The 23974-nt window shown below is 63.3% G+C and carries 24 protein-coding genes; 18 read left to right on the top strand and 6 right to left on the bottom strand.

Features of this window, described 5'->3' with window-relative positions; genetic code table 11:
* Nucleotides 1-3: 3 nt before the first annotated feature.
* From BLR92_RS07340 to tal, 13 genes are all read left to right on the top strand, one after another.
* Entirely contained in the window at nt 4-675 is a 672-nt protein-coding gene (locus BLR92_RS07340; RefSeq protein WP_089727073.1) for a response regulator transcription factor, read from the top strand.
* The gene (locus BLR92_RS07335; protein ID WP_245704134.1) at nt 672-2090 is read left to right on the top strand and encodes a sensor histidine kinase; all 1419 of its coding nucleotides are present in this window, start codon (nt 672-674) and stop codon (nt 2088-2090) included. Before BLR92_RS07340 ends, BLR92_RS07335 begins: the two co-directional genes overlap by 4 nt.
* Before the next feature lie 144 nt (nt 2091-2234).
* Nucleotides 2235-3191 (top strand): sugar-binding transcriptional regulator, encoded by a 957-nt coding sequence (locus tag BLR92_RS07330; protein ID WP_089727506.1) that lies wholly within the window; start codon nt 2235-2237, stop codon nt 3189-3191.
* Between the two features lie 123 nt (nt 3192-3314).
* On the top strand, nt 3315-4625 hold the full coding sequence (locus tag BLR92_RS07325) for an ABC transporter substrate-binding protein (RefSeq protein ID WP_089727071.1): 1311 nt from the start codon (nt 3315-3317) through the stop codon (nt 4623-4625).
* A 75-nt stretch (nt 4626-4700) separates the two neighbouring features.
* Nucleotides 4701-5588, top strand: a complete 888-nt coding sequence (locus tag BLR92_RS07320) for a carbohydrate ABC transporter permease (RefSeq protein WP_089727069.1) — start codon at nt 4701-4703, stop codon at nt 5586-5588.
* A gap of 15 nt (nt 5589-5603) precedes the next feature.
* Nucleotides 5604-6422, top strand: a complete 819-nt coding sequence (locus BLR92_RS07315; RefSeq protein WP_089727067.1) for a carbohydrate ABC transporter permease — start codon at nt 5604-5606, stop codon at nt 6420-6422.
* A gap of 10 nt (nt 6423-6432) precedes the next feature.
* Nucleotides 6433-7584: an ABC transporter ATP-binding protein gene (locus tag BLR92_RS07310; RefSeq protein ID WP_089727065.1), complete on the top strand. Its 1152-nt coding sequence runs from the start codon at nt 6433-6435 to the stop codon at nt 7582-7584.
* Between the two features lie 14 nt (nt 7585-7598).
* A complete protein-coding gene (locus BLR92_RS07305; protein ID WP_089727063.1) occupies nt 7599-8303 on the top strand; it encodes an HAD family hydrolase in 705 nt (234 codons plus the stop codon).
* Nucleotides 8304-8319: 16 nt separating this feature from the next.
* On the top strand, nt 8320-9105 hold the full coding sequence (locus tag BLR92_RS07300) for an L-iditol 2-dehydrogenase (protein WP_089727061.1): 786 nt from the start codon (nt 8320-8322) through the stop codon (nt 9103-9105).
* Between the two features lie 31 nt (nt 9106-9136).
* Nucleotides 9137-9760, top strand: a complete 624-nt coding sequence (locus BLR92_RS07295) for a nucleoside triphosphate hydrolase (protein ID WP_089727059.1) — start codon at nt 9137-9139, stop codon at nt 9758-9760.
* A gap of 40 nt (nt 9761-9800) precedes the next feature.
* Nucleotides 9801-11276: a mannitol dehydrogenase family protein gene (locus BLR92_RS07290; protein ID WP_089727057.1), complete on the top strand. Its 1476-nt coding sequence runs from the start codon at nt 9801-9803 to the stop codon at nt 11274-11276.
* Between the two features lie 15 nt (nt 11277-11291).
* Nucleotides 11292-12776 (top strand): xylulokinase, encoded by a 1485-nt coding sequence (gene xylB / locus BLR92_RS07285; protein ID WP_089727055.1) that lies wholly within the window; start codon nt 11292-11294, stop codon nt 12774-12776.
* Nucleotides 12777-12821: 45 nt separating this feature from the next.
* Entirely contained in the window at nt 12822-13775 is a 954-nt protein-coding gene (tal, locus tag BLR92_RS07280) for a transaldolase (RefSeq protein WP_089727053.1), read from the top strand.
* Between the two features lie 60 nt (nt 13776-13835).
* On the opposite strand, the gene BLR92_RS07275 is transcribed toward tal, so the two are convergent.
* A complete protein-coding gene (locus BLR92_RS07275; RefSeq protein ID WP_089727050.1) occupies nt 13836-14831 on the bottom strand; it encodes an LLM class flavin-dependent oxidoreductase in 996 nt (331 codons plus the stop codon).
* 221 nt (nt 14832-15052) lie between these two features.
* Here BLR92_RS07275 and BLR92_RS07270 point away from each other — a divergent pair, with 221 nt between their 5' ends.
* On the top strand, nt 15053-16675 hold the full coding sequence (locus BLR92_RS07270; RefSeq protein WP_089727048.1) for a BCCT family transporter: 1623 nt from the start codon (nt 15053-15055) through the stop codon (nt 16673-16675).
* Nucleotides 16676-16742: 67 nt separating this feature from the next.
* Complete coding sequence (locus BLR92_RS07265; protein ID WP_089727046.1) at nt 16743-16949, top strand: hypothetical protein; 207 nt, start codon at nt 16743-16745, stop codon at nt 16947-16949.
* On the opposite strand, the gene BLR92_RS07260 is transcribed toward BLR92_RS07265, so the two are convergent.
* On the bottom strand, nt 16946-17371 hold the full coding sequence (locus BLR92_RS07260; protein WP_089727044.1) for a hypothetical protein: 426 nt from the start codon (nt 17369-17371) through the stop codon (nt 16946-16948). The genes BLR92_RS07265 and BLR92_RS07260 overlap by 4 nt on opposite strands.
* A 121-nt stretch (nt 17372-17492) precedes the next feature.
* On the opposite strand from BLR92_RS07260, the gene BLR92_RS07255 reads away from it, so the two are divergent.
* Nucleotides 17493-17894 carry a carboxymuconolactone decarboxylase family protein gene (locus BLR92_RS07255; protein WP_217636548.1) on the top strand — a complete coding sequence of 134 codons (402 nt, stop codon included), beginning with the start codon at nt 17493-17495 and terminating at the stop codon, nt 17892-17894.
* 24 nt (nt 17895-17918) lie between these two features.
* On the opposite strand, the gene BLR92_RS07250 is transcribed toward BLR92_RS07255, so the two are convergent.
* Entirely contained in the window at nt 17919-18797 is an 879-nt protein-coding gene (locus BLR92_RS07250) for a PhzF family phenazine biosynthesis protein (protein WP_089727042.1), read from the bottom strand.
* A 34-nt stretch (nt 18798-18831) separates the two neighbouring features.
* Nucleotides 18832-18999: a DUF1127 domain-containing protein gene (locus BLR92_RS07245; protein ID WP_089727039.1), complete on the bottom strand. Its 168-nt coding sequence runs from the start codon at nt 18997-18999 to the stop codon at nt 18832-18834.
* Between the two features lie 169 nt (nt 19000-19168).
* On the opposite strand from BLR92_RS07245, the gene BLR92_RS07240 reads away from it, so the two are divergent.
* Complete coding sequence (locus tag BLR92_RS07240) at nt 19169-20704, top strand: aminotransferase-like domain-containing protein (protein WP_089727037.1); 1536 nt, start codon at nt 19169-19171, stop codon at nt 20702-20704.
* Here the strand turns inward: BLR92_RS07240 and BLR92_RS07235 are convergent.
* Nucleotides 20633-21856, bottom strand: a complete 1224-nt coding sequence (locus BLR92_RS07235; RefSeq protein ID WP_089727035.1) for a TraB/GumN family protein — start codon at nt 21854-21856, stop codon at nt 20633-20635. The two genes, BLR92_RS07240 and BLR92_RS07235, sit on opposite strands and share 72 nt — an antisense overlap.
* A 275-nt stretch (nt 21857-22131) precedes the next feature.
* Here BLR92_RS07235 and BLR92_RS07230 point away from each other — a divergent pair, with 275 nt between their 5' ends.
* Nucleotides 22132-22500: a DUF2784 domain-containing protein gene (locus BLR92_RS07230; RefSeq protein WP_089727032.1), complete on the top strand. Its 369-nt coding sequence runs from the start codon at nt 22132-22134 to the stop codon at nt 22498-22500.
* On the opposite strand, the gene trkA is transcribed toward BLR92_RS07230, so the two are convergent.
* Nucleotides 22497-23885, bottom strand: a complete 1389-nt coding sequence (trkA, locus tag BLR92_RS07225) for a Trk system potassium transporter TrkA (RefSeq protein ID WP_340148217.1) — start codon at nt 23883-23885, stop codon at nt 22497-22499. The genes BLR92_RS07230 and trkA overlap by 4 nt on opposite strands.
* Nucleotides 23886-23974: the final 89 nt, after the last annotated feature.

The following is a 23974-nucleotide window of genomic DNA, read 5'->3' as shown; positions in this document are numbered from 1 at the left end:
CCCATGAAAGTGTTGCTGGTGGAGGACGACCAGGCGCTGGCTAGCGCGCTGGGCGATGCGTTGCGCGACGCCGGGCTGCTGGTCGAGACGACCGGCAGCGGCACGGATGCCGATTTTCTGGTGCGTACCGAGCGCTACGATGCGGCGATTCTCGATCTTGGTCTGCCCGATGGCGACGGTACCCGCTGGCTCGCCCAATGGCGCGACGACGACATCGACCTGCCGGTGCTGGTGCTCACCGCCCGCGAGCGCTGGTCGGACAAGGCCGCCGGTTTCTCCGCCGGCGCCGACGATTACGTCACCAAGCCGTTCGAGACCGCCGAAGTGCTGTTTCGCCTGCGCGCGCTGGTGCGTCGCAGCCATGGCCATGCGCACCCGGTGCTGAGTCTCGGCTCGCTGTCCTTCGACACCCACGCCGGCAGCGTCACCCTGGCGGGCCGGCCGATCACCCTGACCGCCCAGGAATCGCGGCTATTGGCGTATCTGATGCACGCCGCGCCGCGTATCGTCAGCCGCATCGAGCTTTCCGAACACGTCTATGACCGTGACCATGAACCGGATTCCAACGTCATCGACGTGCAGATCAGTCGCCTGCGTCGCAAGTTGGGCGGCACTCGCATCGAAACCCTGCGTGGCCAGGGCTATCGCGTGGTGGCGGTCGAGGGCGACGCGTGAAGCAACGCCTGCGTGCGTTGGCCGCGCGTCCCGCCGGCTGGTCGTTGGGTTCGCGGCTGCTCGCCGTGGCGCTGGCGCTGGTCCTGCTGGTGATGCCGCTGGCCGGCGCCGGATTGGCCTACAACTTTCGCGAATCCGTCACCGCCGCCTTCGACCAGCGCCTGGCGTCGCTGTTGCAGGTGGTGCTCGCCGATATCGAATACGACCCCAATGCCCAGCGCCTGATCGTCAGCCGCTCACTGGGCGATTCGCGCTTCAGCCAGGTGTTCTCGGGTTGGTATTGGCAGGTCACCGATACCCAGGGCATGACGCGCGTATCGCGTTCGCTGTGGGACCAGCGTTTGCCGGTATCCATGGCCGAGGGTGTCGGCGTGCGCAATATCGCTGGGCCGCGTGGCGAACCGCTGCGGGTGATCGAGCGCGACATACGTCTACCCGGCCATGCGCGGCGCCTGCATGTCAGCGTCGCCGCCTCGCGCGAGCAACTCGATACCGAGGTGGCCCGCTTCGAATGGCTGCTGGCGCTGTCGTTGCTGACCCTGGCCGGGCTGTTGCTGCTCGGCCTGGCGGTGCAGATTCGCTGGGGGCTGGCGCCACTGCGTCGCCTGCACGGCAATCTCAAGGCCATCGAGGCGGGCGAGGCCGAACGTCTCGATACTCGTTTGCCGGGCGAGTTGAGCGAGCTGGCCGGGGCGATGAACGAGGTTCTCGAACGCGACCGCCGGCTGATCGAGCGCGGTCGCGCGGCCGCCGGCAATATGGCCCATGCATTGAAAACACCGGTCAGCGTGTTGCAGACGGTTGCGGATCGCTTGCCCGAAACGCAGCGCCGCCAGGTGCGCGATGAAGTGGGGCGTATCGACGCCGCCGTGCGCCACCATCTGGCGCGTGCCTCGGCCGCCGGTGGCGCGACCCTGGCTGGCCGGGTGCGCCTTGCCGAGGCCATCGCTCCGGTGGTCGATGGTCTGTCACGCCTGGCCAGCCGTCGCGGCATCGTGCTGGAGCGCGACATCGACGCCACGCTCAGCGTGCGCATGGACCCGCAGGATCTTCAGGAGCTTGTCGGCAACCTGCTCGACAACGCGCTGCGCTGGGCCGAAGATCGCGTGCGCTTGAACGTCTGGGCCGAAGCCGGTGGGGCACGCTTGTGCATCGAGGACGACGGCCCGGGAATGACCGCTGCCCAGCGCGAGGCGGCGCTGGCGCGAGGCGTACGCCTCGATGAGCGCCGCTCTGATTCTCGTTCTGGCTCGGGGCTTGGGCTGGCCATCGTCGAGGATCTGATGACGCTGTATGGCGGCCAACTGGTGCTCGACGACGCCAGTCTGGGCGGGCTCGCCGTGACTGTCTGGCTTCCCGGCTCGGCGCTGGTGCCGGCATCGGCGTCTCATCGGACCCCGGCGCGTGAGCGATGACCCCGCGGATCGCCGCTACCTCGGGACTCATCGGCCCTGAGATTCGTCGGCGGTGCGCTCGTCATGAGTCGTGGTGTGTTGTGAATTCGCGGCTTGCTTGCGATGATTCTTACCCTTGACACCAATCGGGAATGCCCTGGCCTCGTGGATAAATTCGAGTTGAAGCTGGATCAGGCCGCGCGCGCCGCGTGGTTGTCCTATGTCGGTGGACGCACCCAGGATGAAATCGCCAGCCAGCTCGGCGTTTCGCGTCCCGGCGTTCAGCGTCTGCTGGCGCTGGCCCGTCAGGAGGGCCTGGTCAAGGTGCATATCGATCATCCGCTGGCCAACTGCATGGTCATGTCGAATGCCATCGTCAAGCACTTCGCGCTCGACTTCTGCGATGTGGTTCCCGCCGAGCCGGGCGCCACCGACAGTGGCTCGCATTATCTGGCGGTTGCCGGCGCCGAGCGCCTGTCGCGTTATCTGGATCGTGGCGAGCCCCTGACCCTGTCGCTGGGTACGGGGCGCGTGGTGCGTGCCACGGTAGAGGCCATGAGCCGTATCGACAGGCCGCAGCACCGGTTCGTCTCGCTGGTCGGCAATGTCGCTCGCGATGGCTCGTCGAATCGCTACGATGGGGTCATGGTGCTGGCCGACAAGACCGGTGGCGAGCGTTTCCTGTTGCCCGCGCCGGTGGTCGCCGGAACGGTCGAGGAGAAGCATGCGCTGCTGGGCCAGCGCCTGTTTCAGGCGATAGCCGAGGTGGCCAAGGAGGCCGAGGCGGCCTTTATCGGGGTGGGCCGCATCGACCGTCAGGCCACGCTGTTTCAGGATCACTTCATCAGCGAGGCCGAGCTCGGGGAATTGCTGGAGCGCGAGGCGGTGGGCGAGTTATTGGGCTGGCCGCTGAACCAGGCCGGCGAGGTGATCGATTGCTCGATCACCCGCAGGGTCACCAGCTTGCCGCTGGAGATGTTCAGGGATCAGTCGTTGGTCGCGCTGGCGGGTGGCCACGACAAGGGCCCCGCCATTCTTGCCGCGCTGCGTGGCGGCTGGCTCAAGGGGTTGGTAACCGATGAAAACGCCGCGCGTTATATCGTCGAACATGGCATCGGCTAATGTATTACCGAAAGGTCTAATGCGTTGGGCTTTGCTTTTTTTGGCGATCTAGTCGATCATTTGATCGATAGTTGAGTAAATTGATCAAAAACAATGTCAAAGATTTCCCTCAAGGAGCATGCCATGAGGTTATCCCACGCCTTTCCATTGGCTGGAATCGCGGCCCTCATCCCTCTTTCAGCCAGCGCTGAGACCATTACCGTGGCCACGGTCAACAACGGCGACATGGTCATCATGCAGAGCCTGACCGATAAGTTCGAGCAGGCCCACCCCGACATCGATCTCGAATGGATCGTGCTCGAGGAGAATGTCCTGCGCCAGCGTATGACCGTCGATATCGCCACTGACGGTGGCCAGTTCGACGTCATGACGATCGGCGCCTACGAGGCGCCTATCTGGGCCGAGCGGGGCTGGTTGACCGCCTTCGACGATCTGCCCGCAGAGTATAAGGTCGACGATCTGCTCGAGCCGATCCGCAAGGGCTTGAGTCATGATGGCACGCTCTACGCGCTGCCGTTCTATGGCGAAAGCTCGATGATGTACTACCGCAAGGACCTGTTCGAGAAGCACGGCATCGAGATGGCCGAGCAGCCGACCTGGGAGCAGGTGCGCGAGTGGGCCGGCAAGCTCCACGACCCCGCCAATGACGTCTACGGCATTTGCCTGCGCGGCAAGCCGGGCTGGGGCGAAAACATGGCCTTCGTCTCGACCCTGGTCAATACCTTTGGCGGCCGCTGGTTCGACATGGACTGGCAGCCCAAAATCGACTCGCCGGCATGGCAGAAGGCCGTCAACTTCTATGTCGATCTGTTGAACGACTATGGCCCCCCGGGCGCGAGCTCCAATGGCTATAACGAAAACCAGGTGCTGTTCTCCACCGGCAAGTGCGGCATGTGGGTCGATGCCACCGTGGCGGCCGGCAAGCTCTTCGACCCCAGCCAGTCCCAGGTAGCCGATGTGCTGGGCTTTGCCCCGGCGCCGGTGGCGGTGACACCCAAGGGCGCGAATTGGCTGTGGACCTGGGCGTTGGCAGTGCCCAGCTCATCGGACTCGAAGGAGGCGGCCAAGACCTTCGTCAGTTGGGCAACGTCTCAGGAGTATATCGAGCTGGTTGGCGAGACCAAGGGCTGGACCAGCGTGCCGCCGGGTACTCGTCAATCCACCTACGACGACCCGCGCTATCAGAATGCCGCGCCGTTCGCCGACTTCGTGCTGAAAGCGATCAAGACCGCCGATCCGACCGATTCCACGCTCAAGCCGAGCCCCTATGTCGGCGTGCAACTGGTTGGCATACCGGAATTCCAGGCCATCGGCACCCAGGTGGGACAGATGATCGCTGCGGCGCTCACCGGACAAATGACGGTCGAGCAAGCGCTGCAAAGAGCCCAGACCTCCACCGAGCGCACCATGCGTCAGGCCGGCTATTACGACTGAAGCGCGAATAGCCGGTAGGCCGGGGTTCGCCCCGGCCTTGCCTGGCCCCTCCCGATCGTCAAGGCTGGAATAACGATGCGTACTAGAGCTTCTGGGCGAACCGTCGGAGGATTGCGCACGCTCTCCTTGCAGGCGCCCGCCGTCACCCTGCTGCTGTTATGGATGCTGATACCGCTGGGCATGACCCTGTGGTTCTCGTTTCAGCGCTACAACATGCTGATGCCGGGCATGAGCGGTTTCGCCGGGTTCGAAAACTACCGCTATCTACTCACCGACCCGGCGCTATGGTCGTCCATGGGTACGACACTGGTACTGGTCGGCAGCGTGCTGGCGATTACCGTGATCGGCGGCATTCTGCTGGCGGTGTTGTTTCAGCAGGAATTCCTCGGGCGCGGTATCGCGCGGATTCTGATCATCTCGCCCTTCTTCGTCATGCCGACGGTCAGCGCTCTGATCTGGCAGAACATGATCATGCACCCGGTGAATGGGGTGCTGGCCTGGCTATTCGGGGTGTTTGGCCTGCCATCCGTCGAATGGTTCTCGGAGCTGCCACTAGTCTCGATCATCATCATCGTGTCCTGGGAGTGGCTACCCTTCGCGCTGCTCATTCTGCTTACCGCGTTGCAGTCGCTGGACGAGGATCAGGTCGAAGCGGCACGCATGGATGGCGCTGGCCCCCTGGCGATCTTCTTTTTCATCACCCTGCCGCATCTCAAGCGCGCGATCAGCGTGGTGATCATGATCGAGATGATCTTCCTGCTGAGCATCTTCGCCGAGATATTCGTCACGACATCGGGTGGGCCGGGTTTGGCGACCACCAATCTGGCGTATTTCATATATATACGCGCCTTGTTCGAGTTCGATGTCGGTGGGGCATCGGCCGGTGGGGTGATTGCGATCATCCTCGCCAATATCGTCGCTATCTTCCTGATTCGGACCGTCGCCAAGAATCTGGAAAACTAAAACAAGGAGCCATTGATGACGATGTTAGCCTCAAAACGCTTATGGCTCGCGGTGCTGGCCTGGGGCATTACCCTGGTCATGTTCTTTCCGATCTTCTGGATGTTTCTGACCGGCTTCAAGACCGAAGCCGCCGCCGTGGCGACGCCGAGCCTGTTTTTCTCGCCGACCCTTGAAAGCTACATGGCGGTGCTCGAGCGTACCGACTACCTCAAGTTCGCCATCAATAGTGTGATCATGGCGTTCGGCTCGACGGCGTTGGCGCTGCTGATCGCGGTGCCCTGCGCCTACTCGATGGCATTCCTGCCCACCCCGCGCACCAAGGGCACGCTATTGTGGATGCTGTCCACGAAGATGCTGCCGCCGGTCGGGGTGCTGATGCCGATTTACCTGATCTTCAGGGATACCGGGCTGCTCGATTCGCAACTCGGCCTCGTGATCGTCTATACGCTGATGAACCTGCCGATCGTGGTGTGGATGCTTTACACCTTCTTCAAGGATTTGCCCAAGGACATTCTCGAGGCGGGCAGAATGGACGGCGCCGGCACCTCCCAGGAAATCATTTACCTGCTGTTGCCCCTGACCCTGCCGGGCATTGCATCCACCGGTCTTCTGGCGATCATCCTGAGTTGGAACGAGGCCTTCTGGAGTCTCAATTTGACCTCGTACGATGCCGCGCCCCTGACGGCTTTCATCGCATCGTTTTCCAGTCCCGAGGGGCTTTTCTGGGCCAAGCTTTCGGCCGCATCGACCATGGCAATCGCGCCGATTCTCGTTTTTGGCTGGCTGAGCCAGAAGCAATTGGTACGTGGCCTGACCTTCGGCGCGGTCAAATAAGGAAACCGACATGGCAACTCTACAGCTTAAACAGGTCGTCAAGGAATTTGGCGATGCGCGTGTCATCAAGGGTGTCGATCTGGAGGTCCACGATCGTGAATTCGTGGTCTTCGTGGGGCCTTCCGGCTGCGGTAAATCGACGCTTTTACGCATGATCGCCGGGCTCGAAAGCACCTCGTCGGGCGATATCGTCATCGATGGCGAACGCATCAACGAGGTGGCGCCGGCCGACCGGGGTCTGGCCATGGTGTTCCAGAGTTATGCGCTGTACCCGCACATGACCGTCGAGGACAACATGGGCTTCAGCCTGCGCCTGGCGGGTGTGGCCAAGGCGCAGCGGCGCGAGAAGGTGCTCGCGGCGGCGCGCATTCTGCAACTCGAGCCACTGCTCGACCGCAAGCCCAAGGCGTTGTCGGGGGGCCAGCGCCAGCGTGTGGCGATCGGCCGCGCCATCGTGCGCAACCCGAGTATCTTCCTGTTCGACGAGCCGCTATCCAACCTCGATGCCGCGCTGCGCGTGAAGATGCGCATCGAACTGGCGCGCCTTCACGACGAACTCGACGCCACCATGATCTATGTCACCCACGACCAGATCGAGGCCATGACCATGGCCGACAAGATCGTGGTGCTGCAAAACGGTCTGGTCGAGCAGGTCGGCTCGCCGATGGAGTTGTATCACCACCCGCGCAATCTCTTCGTGGCCGGGTTCATCGGTTCGCCGAAGATGAATTTCCTGGAAGTCAGGGTAATCGGGGCCGGCCCCGATGGCGTCACCATCGAATTGCCCAGTGGCGCCACCTGCGAGGTGCCAGTCGCGGGTGAAGGGCTGGCCGCCGGCTCGACACTGACGCTGGGCATTCGTCCCGAGCACTTGTACGAGAGCGAGCAGGCTGTCGTGGAAGGCGAAATCGTGGTCATCGAGCGCCTGGGCGGCGAGACCTGCCTGTATCTTCAGGCAGGCGACGACTCGATGACCGTGGTAACCGATGGCGATGTCGCTCACCGCGTGCATGACAAGGTGAGCCTCGCCTTCGAGCCGCGCCGCGCGCATCTGTTCGACGCCGAGGGAGACGCCCTGCCCAGCCTGCATCGTCACCCGTTGGCCGCGATGAAACGTGGCGAGAACCGGGCGTCATCCAGCCCCACCCCAGACGACCAGTAAGCCGGGAGCCGCGAATGGAGACCCTGATATTCGATTGTGATGGCGTGCTGGTCGATAGCGAAGCGATTGCCGAAGCGGTGATCGTCCAGCGCCTCGGCGAATGGTTGCCCGATATTCAGCCGGCCGCCATGTTGCGCCAGGCGCTGGGCATGACCACGGCCGCGATACTCGAGCATATCGAGCGGCATAGCGCCCATTCGCTACCCAGCGATGCATTGCTGCGTATCGAAAGCGATATCGAAAAACACCTCGAACGCGATTTGCAGGCCATCGAGGGCGTGCTCGAGGCCGTTGCCGAATTGCGCCTGCCGCTGGCGATCGTTTCCAACAGCAGTCGGCGGCGTGTGCAGGCCTCGCTGGCGAATACCGGCTTATTGGAAACCCTGCTCGGCGAGGCCCCGCTATTTACCGCCGATCAGGTCGAGAGGCCCAAGCCCGCTCCGGACGTTTATCTATTGGCCGCGCGTAGCCTGAACAGTGAGCCGCGCGATTGCCTGGTGGTGGAGGACAGCGTATCCGGGGTCACGGCGGCCCACGCCGCGGGCATGACGGTGATCGGCTTCACCGGAGCCAGCCATATCGAGCCCGGTCATGGCGAGCGACTGAAGCAGGTGGGGGCCTGGCGGGTGCTGCAGCGGATGTGGGATCTGGACGGGCTGATACAGCAATGGCGGGAGTCACGCAGCCAAGCTTGCGCTCGACGTGACGATGCTCGATGACCAACAGGACGCATCAATGAAGCTGATCGACAAGACGGCGGTGGTGACCGGTGGCGCGCGGGGTATCGGCCTGGCGATTGCTCGCCGTTATCTGGCGGAAGGTGCCCGGGTGGTGATTGCCGACATCGACGAGGCGAGCATCGATGCCGCCGTCGTCGAGTTGCAGGGCGACGATTCGGATAAACCGGTGATGGGCATCCGCCTGGATGTCTGCGACCGCGATTCGGTGGCGCGGATGATCGAGGCCGTCGAGCGGCGCTTCGGCGCCATCGATATCCTCGTCAACAACGCCGCGGTGTTCGACATGGCGCCGCTGCTCGAAGTCAGCGAGGCGATGTACGACAAACAGTTCCAGGTCAACGTCAAGGGCACGTTCTTTACCTTGCAGGCCGTGGCACGCGCAATGGTCGAGCGTGGGCAGGGCGGCAAGATCATCAACATGGCCTCCCAGGCCGGGCGTCGCGGCGAGGCGCTGGCCAGCATCTACTGCGCCAGCAAGGCGGCGGTGATCAGCCTGACGCAATCCAGCGGCCTGGCGCTGATTCAGCATGGCATCAACGTCAACGGCATCTCCCCCGGCGTGGTCGACACGCCGATGTGGCGTGACGTCGATGCGCTGTTCGCGCGCTATGAAGGCCGCCCGCTTGGCGAGAAGAAACGCCTGGTCGGCGAAGCCGTGCCCTACGGCCGCATGGGCCTGCCGGACGATCATGTCGGTGCTGCGGTGTTTCTGGCGAGCGACGATAGCAACTACGTGGTGGCGCAGACCCTCAATGTGGACGGCGGCAACTGGATGAGTTGAAGGCAACTTGTCGCGACGCGGGAGAACGACGATGAACCCGGACATTCACGATATGGCGGCGGATATTCTACGCGCCGCAAGCGACAGCCGGCGCTATGTCGTGGCGCTGGCGGGGCCGCCGGGCGCCGGCAAGTCGTTTCTTTCCGAATTGCTGTGCCGGCGGCTCAACGACTGTGAGCCGGGGGTGGCGGAAGTGGTGCCGATGGACGGCTACCACTTCGACAATGCGCTGCTCGAACCGCGTGGCCTGCTGCCGGTCAAGGGCGCGCCCGAGACGTTCGACATCGATGGCCTGGCGCAGGATCTGCGCCGCATCCGGCGAGGCGATCGGGCGGTTGCCGTGCCGGTTTTCGACCGGCCGCTGGATCTGGCGCGGGCCGGTGGACGGTTGATCGACCCCGCGCATCGCATCGTCATCGTCGAAGGCAATTACCTGCTGCTGGACCGGCCGCGCTGGTCCGAGCTAAGGCCGCTGTTCGACACCACGATTCTTATCGAGGTGTCCGATGAGGTGCTGGAGGCCCGCCTGATTCAGCGCTGGCTGGCGCTGGGTCAGGATAGGGCGGGAGCCCTGGAGCGCACCCACCACAAGGACATGCACAACGCCAGGTTGGTCAAGCAACACTCGGTGGCGCCCGACATACGCTGGCGCTGACCGGCCAAGGCTACCCAGACCTGCCCAACAGGAGAACTTCGTGATCGCCCTCAATGACCGATCCCTTGCCAGCCTCGACGCTCGCATCGCTACCCCGACCTACGACAGAAGCGCGATAACGGCGGGTATCGTGCATATCGGCGTCGGCGGTTTTCACCGTGCCCATCAGGCCATGTACCTGGATACCTTGATGAACCGGGGCCAGGCGTTGGAGTGGGGCATCGTCGGTGTCGGCATGATGCCCGGCGACCGGCGCATGCAGGAGGTCATGCGCACCCAGGACAACCTCTACACGCTGGTGGTGAAGCATCCCGACGGCCACTACGACGCCCGCGTCATCGGCTCGATCGTCGATTACCTGTTCGCCGCGGACGATCTTGATGCCGTTATCGAGCGCATGGCCGGCCCGGCGATCCGCATCGTCTCGCTGACCGTGACCGAGGGCGGCTACAACGTCGATCATGTCAGCGGCGAGTTCGATCTCGATAACGCCGACGTGCGCCACGACCTGGCCAACCCGACGGCACCGAGGAGCGTCTTCGGTCTGGTGATCGAGGCTCTGGAGCGGCGCCGCGCACGCGGCATCGCGCCGTTCACGGTAATGTCCTGCGACAATATCCAGGGCAATGGCGAAGTCGCCCACAAGATGTTTACGGCCTTCGCGCGAGCACGCGACCCGGCATTGGGCGACTGGATCGAGGCCGAGGTCAGTTTTCCCAACTCGATGGTCGATCGCATCACCCCGGTCACCATGCCCGCCGACATTAGCGAGGTCGAATCACGTTTCAGCCTCGCGGATCGCTGGCCGGTGGTCTGCGAACCCTTCACCCAATGGGTGCTGGAGGACCGCTTCAGCCAGGGTCGCCCGGCGTTCGAACAGGCCGGCGTGCAAGTGGTCGATGACGTCATGCCCTATGAACTGATGAAGCTGCGTCTGCTCAACGCCAGCCATCAGGCGCTGGCCTATTTCGGCTACCTGGCCGGTTATCGCTATGCCCACGAGGTCTGCCAGGATCCGCTGTTCGTCGATTTTCTGCTCGCCTACATGAACGAGGAGGCGACACCGACGCTCTCGCCGCTGCCGGGTGTCGATCTCGACGACTACAAGCACACGCTGATCGCGCGTTTCGCCAATCCCGAAATCAGGGATACCCTGGCGCGGCTATGCGCCGAAAGTTCGGATCGCATTCCCAAATGGCTGCTGCCGGTGGTTCGCGAGCAGCTCGAACGCGGCGGCGATATCCGTCTCAGCGCGGCGGTGGTCGCCAGTTGGGCGCGCTACGCCGAGGGCGACGACGAGCAGGGCGAGCCGATTGTGATCGTCGACCGCCTGAAGGATGAATTGATGGCCGCCGCCAAGGACAATCGTCAGCGCCCCACGGCCTTTATCGAAAATCGCCGGGTATTCGGCGATCTGATCGACGATGCGCGCTTTCGCGAAGCCTATCTCGATGCCCTGAAGCGACTGCACACGCAAGGCGCGCGTGCTACCGTTGAAGCGTTAGTAGCACGCTAAGAGAGGGTGGGCGGCATGTACATCGGGGTCGATTGCGGCACGCAGAGTACCAAGGTGGTGGTCGTCGAGGGTGACAACGGTTGTATTCTCGGCGAGGCCAGCCGGCCACACAGCTTGACTCAGGGCGACAATGGTCGCCGGGAGCAGAATCCTGCCGATTGGATCGCGGCCTTTCGTGGCGCTTTCAGCGAGGCGGTGGGCAAGGCTGGTATCGATGCACGGTCGATCCACGCCATCGGCGTTTCCGGCCAGCAGCATGGCATGGTGGCGCTGGATGCACGCGGCGAGCCGGTGCATCCGGCCAAGCTGTGGAACGATACCGAAACCGCCCATCACAATGCCGCCTTGATCGAGACGCTGGGTGGCGAGGCCGGTTGTCTCGACAAGCTCGGCCTGGTGTTGCAGACCGGCTATACCGCCTCCAAACTCGCCTGGCTGCGCGACGCCCATCCGGACGCTTACCGGCGCATCGCAACCCTGCTATTGCCGCACGATTACCTGAATTTCTGGCTGACCGGTGAGCGGGTCGCCGAGTGTGGCGATGCTTCGGGCACCGGCTATTTCGATACCCGAACGCGCTGCTGGCGCGAGGATGTATTCGGTCTTATCGCCCCCGAACTCGAACCGGCGCGGGTGTTGCCGCGGCTGATCGACTCGCGCGAGCCGGCGGGGCGGGTGCGCCCGGCGCTGGCAAGCGAACTGGGGCTGGCAGACAACGTGGTCGTTTCCAGCGGTGGCGGCGACAACATGCTCGGGGCGATCGGTACCGGCAATATCGCGCCGGGATCGATCACGCTGAGCCTGGGAACCTCCGGCACGATCTGCGCGCACTCCACCGAGCCGGTGATTGCCGATAGCGCCATGGTCGCCAATTTCTGCGCCAGCCATGCCGGTTGGTTGCCGTTGATCTGCACCATGAACGCGACTTCGGCGACCACTACCATTCGCACTCTGCTGGGGCTCGATCTGGCTGCCTTCAACCAGGCGGTGGCAAGTGCCCCGCCGGGCGCCGAGGGAGTGACCTCGTTGCCCTTCTTCGGTGGCGAACGAGTGCCCGCGCTACCCCATGCCACGGCCAGCCTGATGGGCTTGAACGATGCCAATACCACGCCGGCCAATCTATGCCGCGCGGTGGTCGAAAGCGCGACGTTCGGCATGCGTTACGGCCTCGAACTGCTGGGGCCGTTGGCATCCCGGGCCAATCAGGTACGCTTGATCGGTGGCGGTTCGCGTAGCGCGGTGTGGCGACAGATCGTCGCCGACATTCTCGGCGTCGAGGCGGTGTGCCCCGAGGTAACCGATGCCGCCGCGCTGGGTGGCGCCATTCAGGCCATGTGGTGCGAGCAGCCAACGCTCGACCTGAGCGCGATCTGCCAACAATGGGTGCATCTCGATACCCATACCCTGGCAAGGCCCCAAACCGAGACGGTTACCCGTTATCATGACATCTATCGGCGTTATCGCACGGCGCTTGCCGAGCGTCATGGAGTCGTAGGATAACGTTGTCATTGCGGCTCATTGATGCCATTCCCTAAGGAGACAGCCATGCCCAGCCAACTCGAAGCGCTCAAGCAGCTTTCACTGGTGGTCGCCGATACCGGCGATGTGGAAGCCATTCGTCGCTACCAGCCGCACGACGCGACAACCAATCCATCGCTGATTCTCAAGGCCTTCGATTTGCCCGGCCATCAGACATTGATCGACGACACGCTCGATGAGATCAAGCGCGAGGTCAGCGACGTCGATGAGCGCGTCAGTCAGGCCGTCGACCGGCTTTCGGTGGCGATCGGCAGCGAAATCGCCGAGCTGGTGCCGGGGCGGGTATCCACCGAGGTCGCGGCGCGACTGTCGTTCGATCGCGATGCCAGTATCAGTAAGGCCCATCAGTTGATCGAGATGTACGAGAGGCGCGGCGTTGGCCGCGAGCGGGTGCTGATCAAGCTGGCCTCGACCTGGGAAGGCATTCGCGCCGCCGAGGTGCTCGAGCGCGAAGGCATCCAATGCAATCTCACCTTGTTGTTCAGCGAGGCCCAGGCGCGTGCCTGCTTCGACGCCGGCGTGCACCTGATCTCGCCGTTCGTCGGTCGGGTCACCGATTGGTACAAGAAGGAAACCGGCCAGGAGTACGCTGCAGACGACGATCCCGGCGTGCTGTTCGTGCGCGATGTGTGCCGCACCGCCAGCGATTACGGCTATGACACCGTGGTGATGGGTGCGAGCTTCCGCAACACTGGGCAAGTGCTGGCTCTGGCCGGTTGCAACCGTCTGACGATCTCGCCGGCGCTGCTCGAAGAGCTGGCCAGCGGTGCAGGCGATGTCGAGCGTCGGGTCAGCGATGTCGGCGAGGGCACGCGCAAGCTTGCACCGATCGACGAGGCGACGTTCCGCTGGGGCCACAACCAGGACGCCATGGCCAACGACAAGCTGGCCGAAGGTATCCGGCGTTTCGCCGACGATCAGGATGCGCTCGAAAAGCGCCTGGCGGAACGCTTGGCCTAGGCACCCGTTACACCGCTCCCCACCCACCCGCCGTGCGGTCGCTGCAAGATCGCTGGCGGGCTAGCTCCGCCACACCTCGGCGAGGATCTCGAAGGAGCGCTTGCGATCCTGCTGATCGTAGACGTCGGTGGCGATCATCAACTCGTCGGCGCCGGTTGCCTCGAGGAAGCGTTCGAGACCATCGCGGACGCTATCCGGCCCGCCGATCACCGCCGCGCCCAGGAATTGCTGCACCGAGGCACGCTCCCGAGGCGTCCAATCGAGCTGCTGATTGGGCGGCTGGGCACGCGTGCTGTTGCCGCGAATCAGGTTGAGGAACTTCTGCTCGGCGGTGGTCGCCAGTAAATTCGCCCGCTCATCGCTGGCGGCGGCGATCAGCGGCATGCCGACCATCGCGTAGGGTGAGTCGAGTACCGAGGAAGGGCGGAACTGCTCGCGATACAGGCGCAGCGCCTCGAACAGGTAGCCCGGAGCGAACTGCGCGGCGAAGGCGAAGGGCAGGCCAAGCCGCGCAGCGAGCTGGGCGCTGTAGCCGCTCGAACCCAGCAGCCAGATCGGTACATGGGTGCCCTGGCCGGGCATGGCGCGCACGCGCTGGCCGGGTTGAGCCTCGGCGAGATAACCGCGCAGTTCGTCGAGCCGCTCGGGGAAGTCGTCGACCCCCGCGCGGGGGTCGCGGCGCATGGCGGCCATGGTCACGCCGTCGGAGCCCGGCGCGCGACCCAGGCCCAGATCGATGCGCCCCGGGTAGAGCGTTTCCAGCGTGCCGAACTGCTCGGCGATCACCAGCGGCGGGTGGTTGGGCAGCATGATGCCACCGGCGCCAACGCGGATGTGCCGGGTCGCTCCGGCGACATGACCGATCAGCACCGCCGTGGCGGCGCTGGCGATGCCGTCGATGTTGTGGTGCTCGGCCAGCCAGTAGCGCTTGAAACCCAGCGTTTCGACGTGGCGGGCCAGGTCGACGGAATTGGCAAAGGTCTCGGCGGCGGTCCCGTTCTGGCGAATCGGTGCCAGGTCGAGCACCGAAAGTGCCGTGTCGGATAGTCGGCTCATGCGGCCTCCATGAAAGAATCGTCGGGGTGATTTTGTTAGCACCCTAGCATTTGTTTTCACGTTGGGCCGTGCAGGGTCGATTGCAAGGCGGCAGTTTGGCTGCGAAGGCAATTCAGTGATAATTGATTGATGAAATTTGCAGATTCCTGGCGTCGGGTGATAGAAGCGGGGGTGTTTGTAGGCACAATGACGCGATAATTCGGCATCATGAGGATCGACACATGGCCAACCTTGGACGGCAACGTGTTTTTACGGTTTCCGCACTGATCGTCTTCGCTTTAGTGGCGATAGGCGCCGCTTTTCCCGAGCGATTCGGTGCCGGCGCGGAATTGGCGCTGACTACTATCAGCCGATTGTTTGGCTGGTTCTATATGTTCTCGGTGTTCGGCTTCGTGGTCTTCCTGCTGGCGCTGGCACTCAGCAAATACGGCAAGATTCGCCTGGGGCCGCAGGATTGCAGGCCGAGCTATTCGTTCTTCTCGTGGATCAGCATGCTATTAGCGGCGGGGTTCGGCGTGGGCCTGGTGTTCTATGGCATGGCCGAGCCGATGACCCACTATCTGAACCCGCCCTACGGCATGGTCGAGCCGCAAACCAATGCCTCGGCACGCCTGGCGATCCAATACAGTTTCTTCAACTGGGGTATCCACCAGTGGGCGGCATTCTCGGTGGTGGGTTTGATCATCGCTTACTTCCAGTTCCGCAAGGGACAGCCCGGCCTGGTATCCACGGTCATGCAGCCGGTCATCGCCAAGCGCCCGAAATTGCGTAGTTTCGCACCGGCACTGGATGTATTCGCCGTGGTTGCCACGGTGATGGGCGTGGCGACATCGATCGGTTTGGCAGTATTGCAGATCAATGGCGGGTTGAAGGCTGTCTTCGGCGTCGAAGAGAGCATGTTGTGGCAGTTCATCATCATGGGAGCGATGTTCGTCTGTTACATGGCATCGGCCTGGGGCGGGCTGGACAAGGGCATCAAGCGGTTGTCCAACCTCAACATGGTGGTGTGCTTTGTATTGATGTTCTACGTGCTGTTCACCGGGCCGACCCTGGCGATTCTGAAAACCATCACGCTGGGTATCGGCGATTACCTGCAGAATTTCATCGGCATGAGCCTGCATACTTCGCCCTACACCGGTAGCGAATGGGCGACCTCATGGACGATTTTCTACTGGGCCTGGGTGATCGCCTGGTCGCCGTTCGTGGGTACCTTCGTGGCGCGTGTCTCGCGCGGGCGGACCATCAAGGAGTACGTGTTTGGCGTGCTGTTCGTGCCGCCGCTGCTGGCCTGCCTGTGGATCGGCATCTTCGGCGGCGCGGCGCTCAACATGGAGCTCACCGGCGACGTTGGCCTGGCTGCGGCAACCGAGCAAAACATCACCGGGGCGTTGTTTCAGATGTTCGAGTTGATGCCTTTCACCAACGTGTTGTCGGTCGTCGCGCTGTTCCTGATCTTCATCTTTCTGGTCACTTCTGCCGACTCGGCGACGTATATCGTCGCCCAGATGACCGATGGCGGCTCGCTTAATCCGCCACTCGCCAAGCGCATCACCTGGGGTTTGCTGATCGCGTCGATATGCTTGACGCTGCTCGTCGCCGGCGGGCTCAAGGGACTCCAGGCGGCGGCGGTGCTCTCGGCGCTGCCGTTTACCTTCATTCTCTATGGAATGGTCTATGTACTGATCCAGGAACTGCGTAGCGACCGCAAGGCCATGCTCATGACGCTATATCGTCGACACGACGAGACGCCAGTCGGCGCCGACGCTTTCGAGGCCCAGTTGCTCGCTGAAGAGGACCGTTACCGCCGCGCGCCCAATGTGGTCAATCGGCGTATCAATACCTGATGGCGCCGGGGCAGACGGTGGAGAAAACCTGGCGCGGCGCTTAAGGTAGGCGGATCATGCGGTCTACATGCAGAATGTCGCCATGCCCAAGCCCTTGAAACCACGACCCCGAAAGTCGCTGCCCTTGAAACCGTCATCGCGCCATTCACGGGGGGCGACGCGCCGACAACCCGCATCGCCCGATCGCTGGCTCGACCGACTGCTCGATATCGCCGTGCTATCCGCCCTGGTGGTGGGTGGCGCGGCGCTGCTAATCTCATGGGTCGTCGATTAACGGTTATCGACCGGCGTCAGGCCCGGTAGCATCAATCGTGCGAAGACCAGCGTGCCTACACCCCAGGCCGCATTGACGATAAAGCCGATCGGGAATACCGCCAGGTTGATACCCCGCCCCTTGAGTGGAAAGACGATCAATAGTGCCACCAACGTCAGTGCGATACCGCCGAACAGTAGCGCCTTCCACCATTGACCGCGGACTCGAAAGCGCGAGAACAGCCACAGCATCGCAATGCCCCACAGGCCGCCCCAGAAGCTCGCCGAGAACCACTGCGGTACGCTAAAGGGCGGCACCGCGGCCGTGCCATACGGCGCCGAGGGAATCACTCCATAGGCATGTAGCAGGCCCACCGCCGGCTGGTGGAAACACACCACCCCGAGAAAGCCGGCGATAAAGGCGAGTACAGTGAAACGTGTCATGAGGTCTCCTGGCGAGGGGAGTTCGTGAGCAGTATGGTTGCGTTAGCGTACGAAGGAAATCTGCTTTGCCAGTGAGTCGATAAAAGCCCGCCATTTGAACCACGATAATAGGGACCATCACATGAACGAACTGGACGGCAAGCTGGACCCCAAGGGCATCGCCCTGCGGCGCGAGGTGCTGGGCGATACGTATGTCGACAACTCATTGGATGGATCCGATGAGTTCAGTTGGCCACTGCAGGAATTGGTGACGAGCCATTGCTGGAGCGACCTATGGGCTCGCCCCGGCTTGCCCATAGCGACACGCAGCCTGGTCGTCGTCGCCATGCTGACCGCGCTCAACCGCCCGCACGAGTTGAGGACGCACCTGCGCGGCGCCTTGAACAATGGCTGCAGCGCCGAGGAAATTCGCGAGGTGCTGCTGCAAAGCGCCGGCTACTGCGGTTTTCCCGCAGCCCTCGATGGGTTCCGCGTGGCTCGCGAAGTCTTCGCCGAGGAAGGCATCGAATTCCCCAAGGTCTGAAGCGGCCGTTTCAGCGCCACCCATTCAGCGCCACAGGGCCCCTTGGCCGACAATCACCGCTTGCCCGGCGATGCGGATGGCCGTGGCGAGGTTGGCGTCGCGCTCGACCTCGCCAAGAATCCGGCCTGGCCGGCCCATCTCCACGCCCTGGTCGATGCGCCACTGCCATTTGCCGACACCGGGCCGGCGAGTCGCCAGGGTGCCGACCAGCGCGGCGGCGGCGCTGCCGGTCGCCGGGTCTTCGCGCAGGCTGCCTTCCATCGAGAACATGCGGGCGCGCAGCGAATTATCTTGCCCGAGCGTAGTGGTCACGTAGAGATAGATATTCTCGACTCCGCTGGGCGACACCGAGCGTGTCCAGGGCGCTGGCGCGGGTAGTGCCCGTTCCAGCGCTTCCAGCGAATCGAGCTCGACGAGGTGGTAGGCCAGCCCGCAGGAGGCGAGAACCGGCTCGCCGACGACCTGGCTTTCGCTCAGGCCCAGCAGCTCGGCCGCTGTGGCGCGGTCGAGCGTGCTGGTGCCGACTTCCACCGGGCGCGCCGTGGTAAAGCGCGCCAGCCCGTCTGCGAAGCGTACCTCGAGCGGGCCGACTCCGGCCTCCAGGGTCAGCGGCCATTCGCGGCTGGCCAGCTCGAGTTCCGCCAGTAGATGCGCCGTGCCCAGCGTGGGATGGCCGGCGAAGGGCAGTTCCAGGGTCGGCGTGAAGATGCGCATCGGATAACGGTTGACCTCCCACGCCTGGCCGACGAATACCGTCTCCGACAGGTTTAGCTCGTTGGCGATGGCCTGCATGCGGCGTGTATCCAATCCCTGCGCATGCGGGAACACGGCGAGTGGATTGCCGGCGAAGGCGCGCTCGGTGAAGACGTCGAGCAGGTAGTAATCGAGGCTGTTGGCGAGCATGGCACATCTCTGGCGAGTAGGAGGAGGATAGGGCTTACGTTTTCCAGAACGACTTGCTGGTTTCGCGCTGGACGTCGGCGCGCGTCAGTCCGATATCCTTGAGTTGATGATCGTTCAACGTGAGCAGCCGCTGACGCGAACAGTGACGTCTCTGGTAGTGGCTCAAGGTGTCGAGTAGGCGAGTGAATCGGGCGAGAAGCATGACGGTTCTCCTCTGTTGGATGCTTCCCGAATAGGTTACGATTGGCGCAGTTTGCAATACAGATTTAGAGTGATTAATTTTAACCGGTACAATTTTGTTATTCAGGCGTCTGTATCGCGTTTTTTTGCCGATCTGTATCGCATATTGGCTGATAGGACGGAAAACTGTCATGAAACGCTACGAGCAGGTGGCACAGGCCCTGAGCCAGCGCATCGAGCACGGTATTTACCGGGTCGGCGACCGCTTGCCGTCGATACGCGCGCTGTGTCGCGAATTCACGATCAGCGTCTCCACGGCGCAGGCCGCCTATGCGCGGCTGGAGGACGCGGCGCTGATCGAGGCGCGGCCCAAGTCGGGCTATTACGTGCTGCCGCGCCAGACGCCGGCGGTGCTGCCGACGGTGACGCGCCCGGCCCAGCGGCCGCTGGACGTTTCGCAGTGGGATCAGGTGCTCGAATTGGTCGGCATGCCCCGCGACGATGATGTGCTGATGCTGGGGCGTGGCATCCCCGATCTCGAGAGCGTCACGCTCAAGCCGTTGCAGCGCCTGTTGGCCGGCCTGCATCGGCACGGCGACATCCACGGGATGAACTACGACGCGCTGGTCGGCAGCCTTGAACTGCGCCGCCAGATCGCCCGCCTGGCGACGGGCTCCGGTTGCCTGCTGCACCCCGACGACGTGCTGGTCACCACCGGCTGCCAGGAGGCGCTGGCGATCGCGATTCGTACCCTGGCCTCGCCGGGCGACGTCATCGCCGTCGATTCGCCGAGCTTCTACGGCACCATGCAGATACTCAAGGCCAATGGCTTGAAGGCGTTGGAGATTCCCACCGATCCGTGCACCGGCATCAGCCTCGAGGCACTGGAGTTGGCGCTGGAACAGTGGCCGATTCGCGCCATCCAGGTCACCCCGACCTGCAACAACCCGCTCGGCTACACCATGCCCGAGTCGCGCAAGCGTGCCCTGGTGGCGCTGGCCCAGCGTTTTGACGTGGCGATCATCGAAGACGACATCTATGGCGACCTGGCGTTCACCGCGCCACGACCCAAATCGCTCAAGGCCTTCGATGACGATGGCCGCGTACTGCTATGCAGTTCATTCTCCAAGACACTGAACCCGGGGTTGCGCGTCGGCTGGATCGCGCCGGGTCGCTATCGCGACCAGGTCATGCACATGAAGTACGTCTCCACCGGCGCCTCAGCGACCCTGCCGCAACTGGCGGTCGCCGAGTTCATTGCCAAGGGGCACTACGAGCGTCATCTGCGCGAGATGATCCGTCAGTATCAGCGTCACCGCGATACCCTGATCGGCTGGATCGAACGGTATTTTCCCGCCGCCACCGGCGTCAGCTACCCGCAGGGCGGTTTCCTGCTGTGGCTGGAACTGCCGGGTGGCGTCGATTGCGTACGCCTCAACGAGCGATTGTCGGCATCGAACATTCGCATTGCGCCGGGTTCGCTGTTTTCCGCCTCCGGCAAGTATCGCCACTGCCTGCGACTCAATTACGCCTCGCCGCTGACCCCAGCGGTGGCTACGGCGATTCGTACGGTTGGCGAGACGGTCACGGCGATGCTGGATGAAGAGGCGGCTATTGCGAAATGCGCCAATAGCGATGTAGTGAAGCGGGTCTCGCTAGCCCAGCAACTGACCGGCAATTCGCAGCCCGGCGATCCAGGTGCCGGCCGCCGAGCCGATCGTCGATAGCAGAAACACCAGCAGCGTGCGTGCGACGCGGTTGCGCCACCAGCCCTTGGCGGAGGCCACGTCGTGACGCAGTCGCGAAAAATCGCGAACCTTGGGCCGGCGCAGGGAGAGCTCGACCCCGGCGGAAACCATGCCGACGCCAATGGTCGGGTTGAGCGAGGTCAAGGGCGCGGCGAAGAACGTCGCCACCACCGTGAGCGGATGGGCGAGCGCGATCGCGGCGCCGAGCCCGGAGAGCACTCCGTTGATCAGGATCCACTCGATGATCAACTGCCAGCCGAGCTCGGTATCACGCGAGAAACCGATGACGAAGCCAATCAGCACCAGTGCGGTGATCATCCAGGGGACTGCTTTCCACCAGCGCGAGCGCTGACGCACCGCTTCGAGGCTTTCGCGTTCGCGGCCCGGTGCTTCGGGAAACGGCTGCTCCAAATGCCCGGTCAATCCCTTGAGGTGGCCGGCGCCGATTACCACCAGCACGTTACGATAGCGGTTGGCGGGATTGTCTTCGGCCAGGCGCAGCGCCATGTAACGGTCGCGTTCGGTGATCAACGGGGTGTACAGCGTTTCGGATTGCTCGGCGAATTCGCTGAAAGTGGATTCCAGTACGTCGCCTTGCTTGAGTCGCTCGATCTCCTCGCTGGAGACTTTTTGGCGCGACATCAGGCTGCCGAACAGCCCGGCAATCAGGTTGGCACGCTGCCACCAGGGCACGTTGGTGTAGATACGCTTCAAGGTAATGCCGACATCGCGGTCGATCAGCAGCAGCGGCAACTCGGCACGCTGGCATTCGTTGACCGCGGCGCGCATCTCGGCGCCGGGCTCGATACCCGACTGCTCGGCGACGCGCTGCTGAAAGGCGCCCAGCGCCAGGCTGGCGGCGACCATGCCGGCCTTGCCCTGGCGAAACACCTCGAATAGATCCTGGTTGGCCAGCGCGTCGGGCTCGGTCAGGCTCTTATGGCGCGCCGGGCAAAGCTCGATGGCCACGGCATCGAACTCACCGGAGCGGATCATCTCGCTGACTTCATCGGCGCTGGCGCGGGAAACGTGGGCGGTGCCCAATAGCGTGTAGCGGGTGTCGCCGCTGTCGATCACCTGACGAGGGCCGTGTGTCACGTCCTCGGCGATGGTGTCCTGGCTGTCGGTCATGAACTCTCGTGGGCTAGGGAACCAAGCATTCGATTATCCACGAAGGGAAGGGGCAGGCCAAACCCTTAGACTATGCCTTAAAAGTGTCTGCACTTGCCCATACTGCGTTAAAAATAAGCTCAAGATACTCATTTACAGCGCGTAAACTCCGTTCTTTCACCGATTTTTGTCTTGTCTGGACTTCGCTCGTCGACTTTTAAGGCAAAGCCTTGTGTTTCTCTGGTCCTAGCAGGCACGATCATGGCCGTCAGCGATTGATCTTGGCGGGGTGATTGATGGGCTATCGGCTTGCCGCCGATGCCGTGCTGATCGTGCATCTGGCGTTCATCGTGTTCGTTGTGCTGGGCGGGCTGGTGGTGTTGCGCTGGCCACGGCTGGCCTTCGCGCATTTGCCGGCGCTGGCCTGGGGCGCGGCGTTGGAGCTCAACGGCTGGCTATGCCCGCTGACCCCGCTGGAGAACACCCTGCGCCGCGCCGCAGGCGAGGCGGGCTACGCCGGCGGTTTCATCGAACACTACCTGATCGCGCTGATCTACCCGACGGGCCTGACGCCGACGATCCAGCTGTGGCTGGGCCTGGGCGTGCTGGCCATCAACCTGCCGATCTATGCCTGGCTGCTGTTACGCCGCCGCCGACGGCGCTAGAAGAATGTCAGTCCGACCTGGAACAGCCGCTCCACATCGCGGATGCGGCGCTTGTCGATCACGAACAGAATCACATGATCGCCGGATTCGACCACCACGTCGCCATGCGCGATCAGTACTTCCTTGCCGCGCACCACGGCGCCGATGGTGGTGCCGGCCGGCAGGTCGATCTCGTCGATCGTGCGCCCGACGACCTTCGAGGAGCGTGAATCGCCGTGCGCGATGGCCTCGATGGCCTCGGCGGCGCCGCGTCGCAATGAGTGGACGTTGACGATATCGCCGCGCCGCACGTGGGTCAGCAGCCCGCCGATGGTGGCCTGCTGCGGCGAGATGGCGATATCGATTTCACCGCCCTGGACCAGATCGACGTAGGCGGCATTGTTGATCAGGGTGAGTACCTTCTTGGCGCCCAGCCGCTTGGCCAGCATCGACGACATGATGTTGACCTCGTCGTCGTTGGTCAGCGCGCAGAAGATATCGCAATCCTCGATGTTTTCCTCGATCAGCAGGCGCTTGCTGGTGGCGCTGCCGTGCAGCACCACGGTGCGATCGAGACGCTCGGAGAGCACGGTGCAGCGTTCCAGGTCGTGCTCGATGATCTTGACCTGATGGCTGTGCTCGAGATGCTCGGCAAGGCGTTGGCCGATGTTGCCGCCACCGGCGATCACTATCCGCCGGAAATCACGCTCGACCTTGCGCAACTCGCCCATCACCGCGCGAATGTCGCGCTTCGCGGCGATGAAGAACACCTCGTCGTCGGCCTCGATCACCGTGTCGCCGTGCGGGATCATCGCGCGGTTGCGCCGGTAGATCGCCGCCACGCGGGTGTCGGTATTGGGCATATGGCGGCGTAGAAAACCGAGCTCCTGACCCACCAGCGGGCCGCCGTAATAGGCCTTGACGGCGACCAGTTGGAGCTGGCCTCCGGCGAATTCGAGGACCTGCAGCGCACCGGGGTACTCGATCAGGCGGCGAATATGATCGGTGACTACCTGCTCGGGGCTGATCAGCACATCGACTGGAAAGGCTTCGTTGGAGAACAGTCCCTTGCGCGTCAGGTAGGCGGCGGCGCGCACTCGGGCGATCTTGGTCGGCGTGCGGAACAACGTGTGCGCCACCTGGCAGGCGACCATGTTGACCTCGTCGGAGCTGGTCACCGCGATCAGCATGTCGGCGTCCTCGCCGCCGGCCTGGCGCAACACCATGGGGTAGGAAGCCGTGCCGATCACGGTGCGAATGTCGAGGCGATTGTGCAGCTCGCGCAGGCGTTTGGAATCGACATCGACCACGGTGATGTCGTTGTCTTCGTGGGCCAGATGCTCGGCCAGCGTGCCGCCGACCTGGCCGGCGCCCAGAATGATGATCTTCATCGCTGATGAGTCCAGATGCTGAAGGCCCGGCTGAGCGGACGAAAGGCGACTAGCATAAACCAGGGCCGGCGGCGGAGAACAGTGGCCAGGGTCCGGCGAGCCCG

The sequence above is a fragment of the Modicisalibacter muralis genome, assembly GCF_900102945.1.
Lineage (GTDB): Bacteria > Pseudomonadota > Gammaproteobacteria > Pseudomonadales > Halomonadaceae > Modicisalibacter > Modicisalibacter muralis.
The sequence above is the reverse complement of the archived record's forward strand: the minus strand, read 5'-3'. Positions and strand labels throughout refer to the sequence as shown.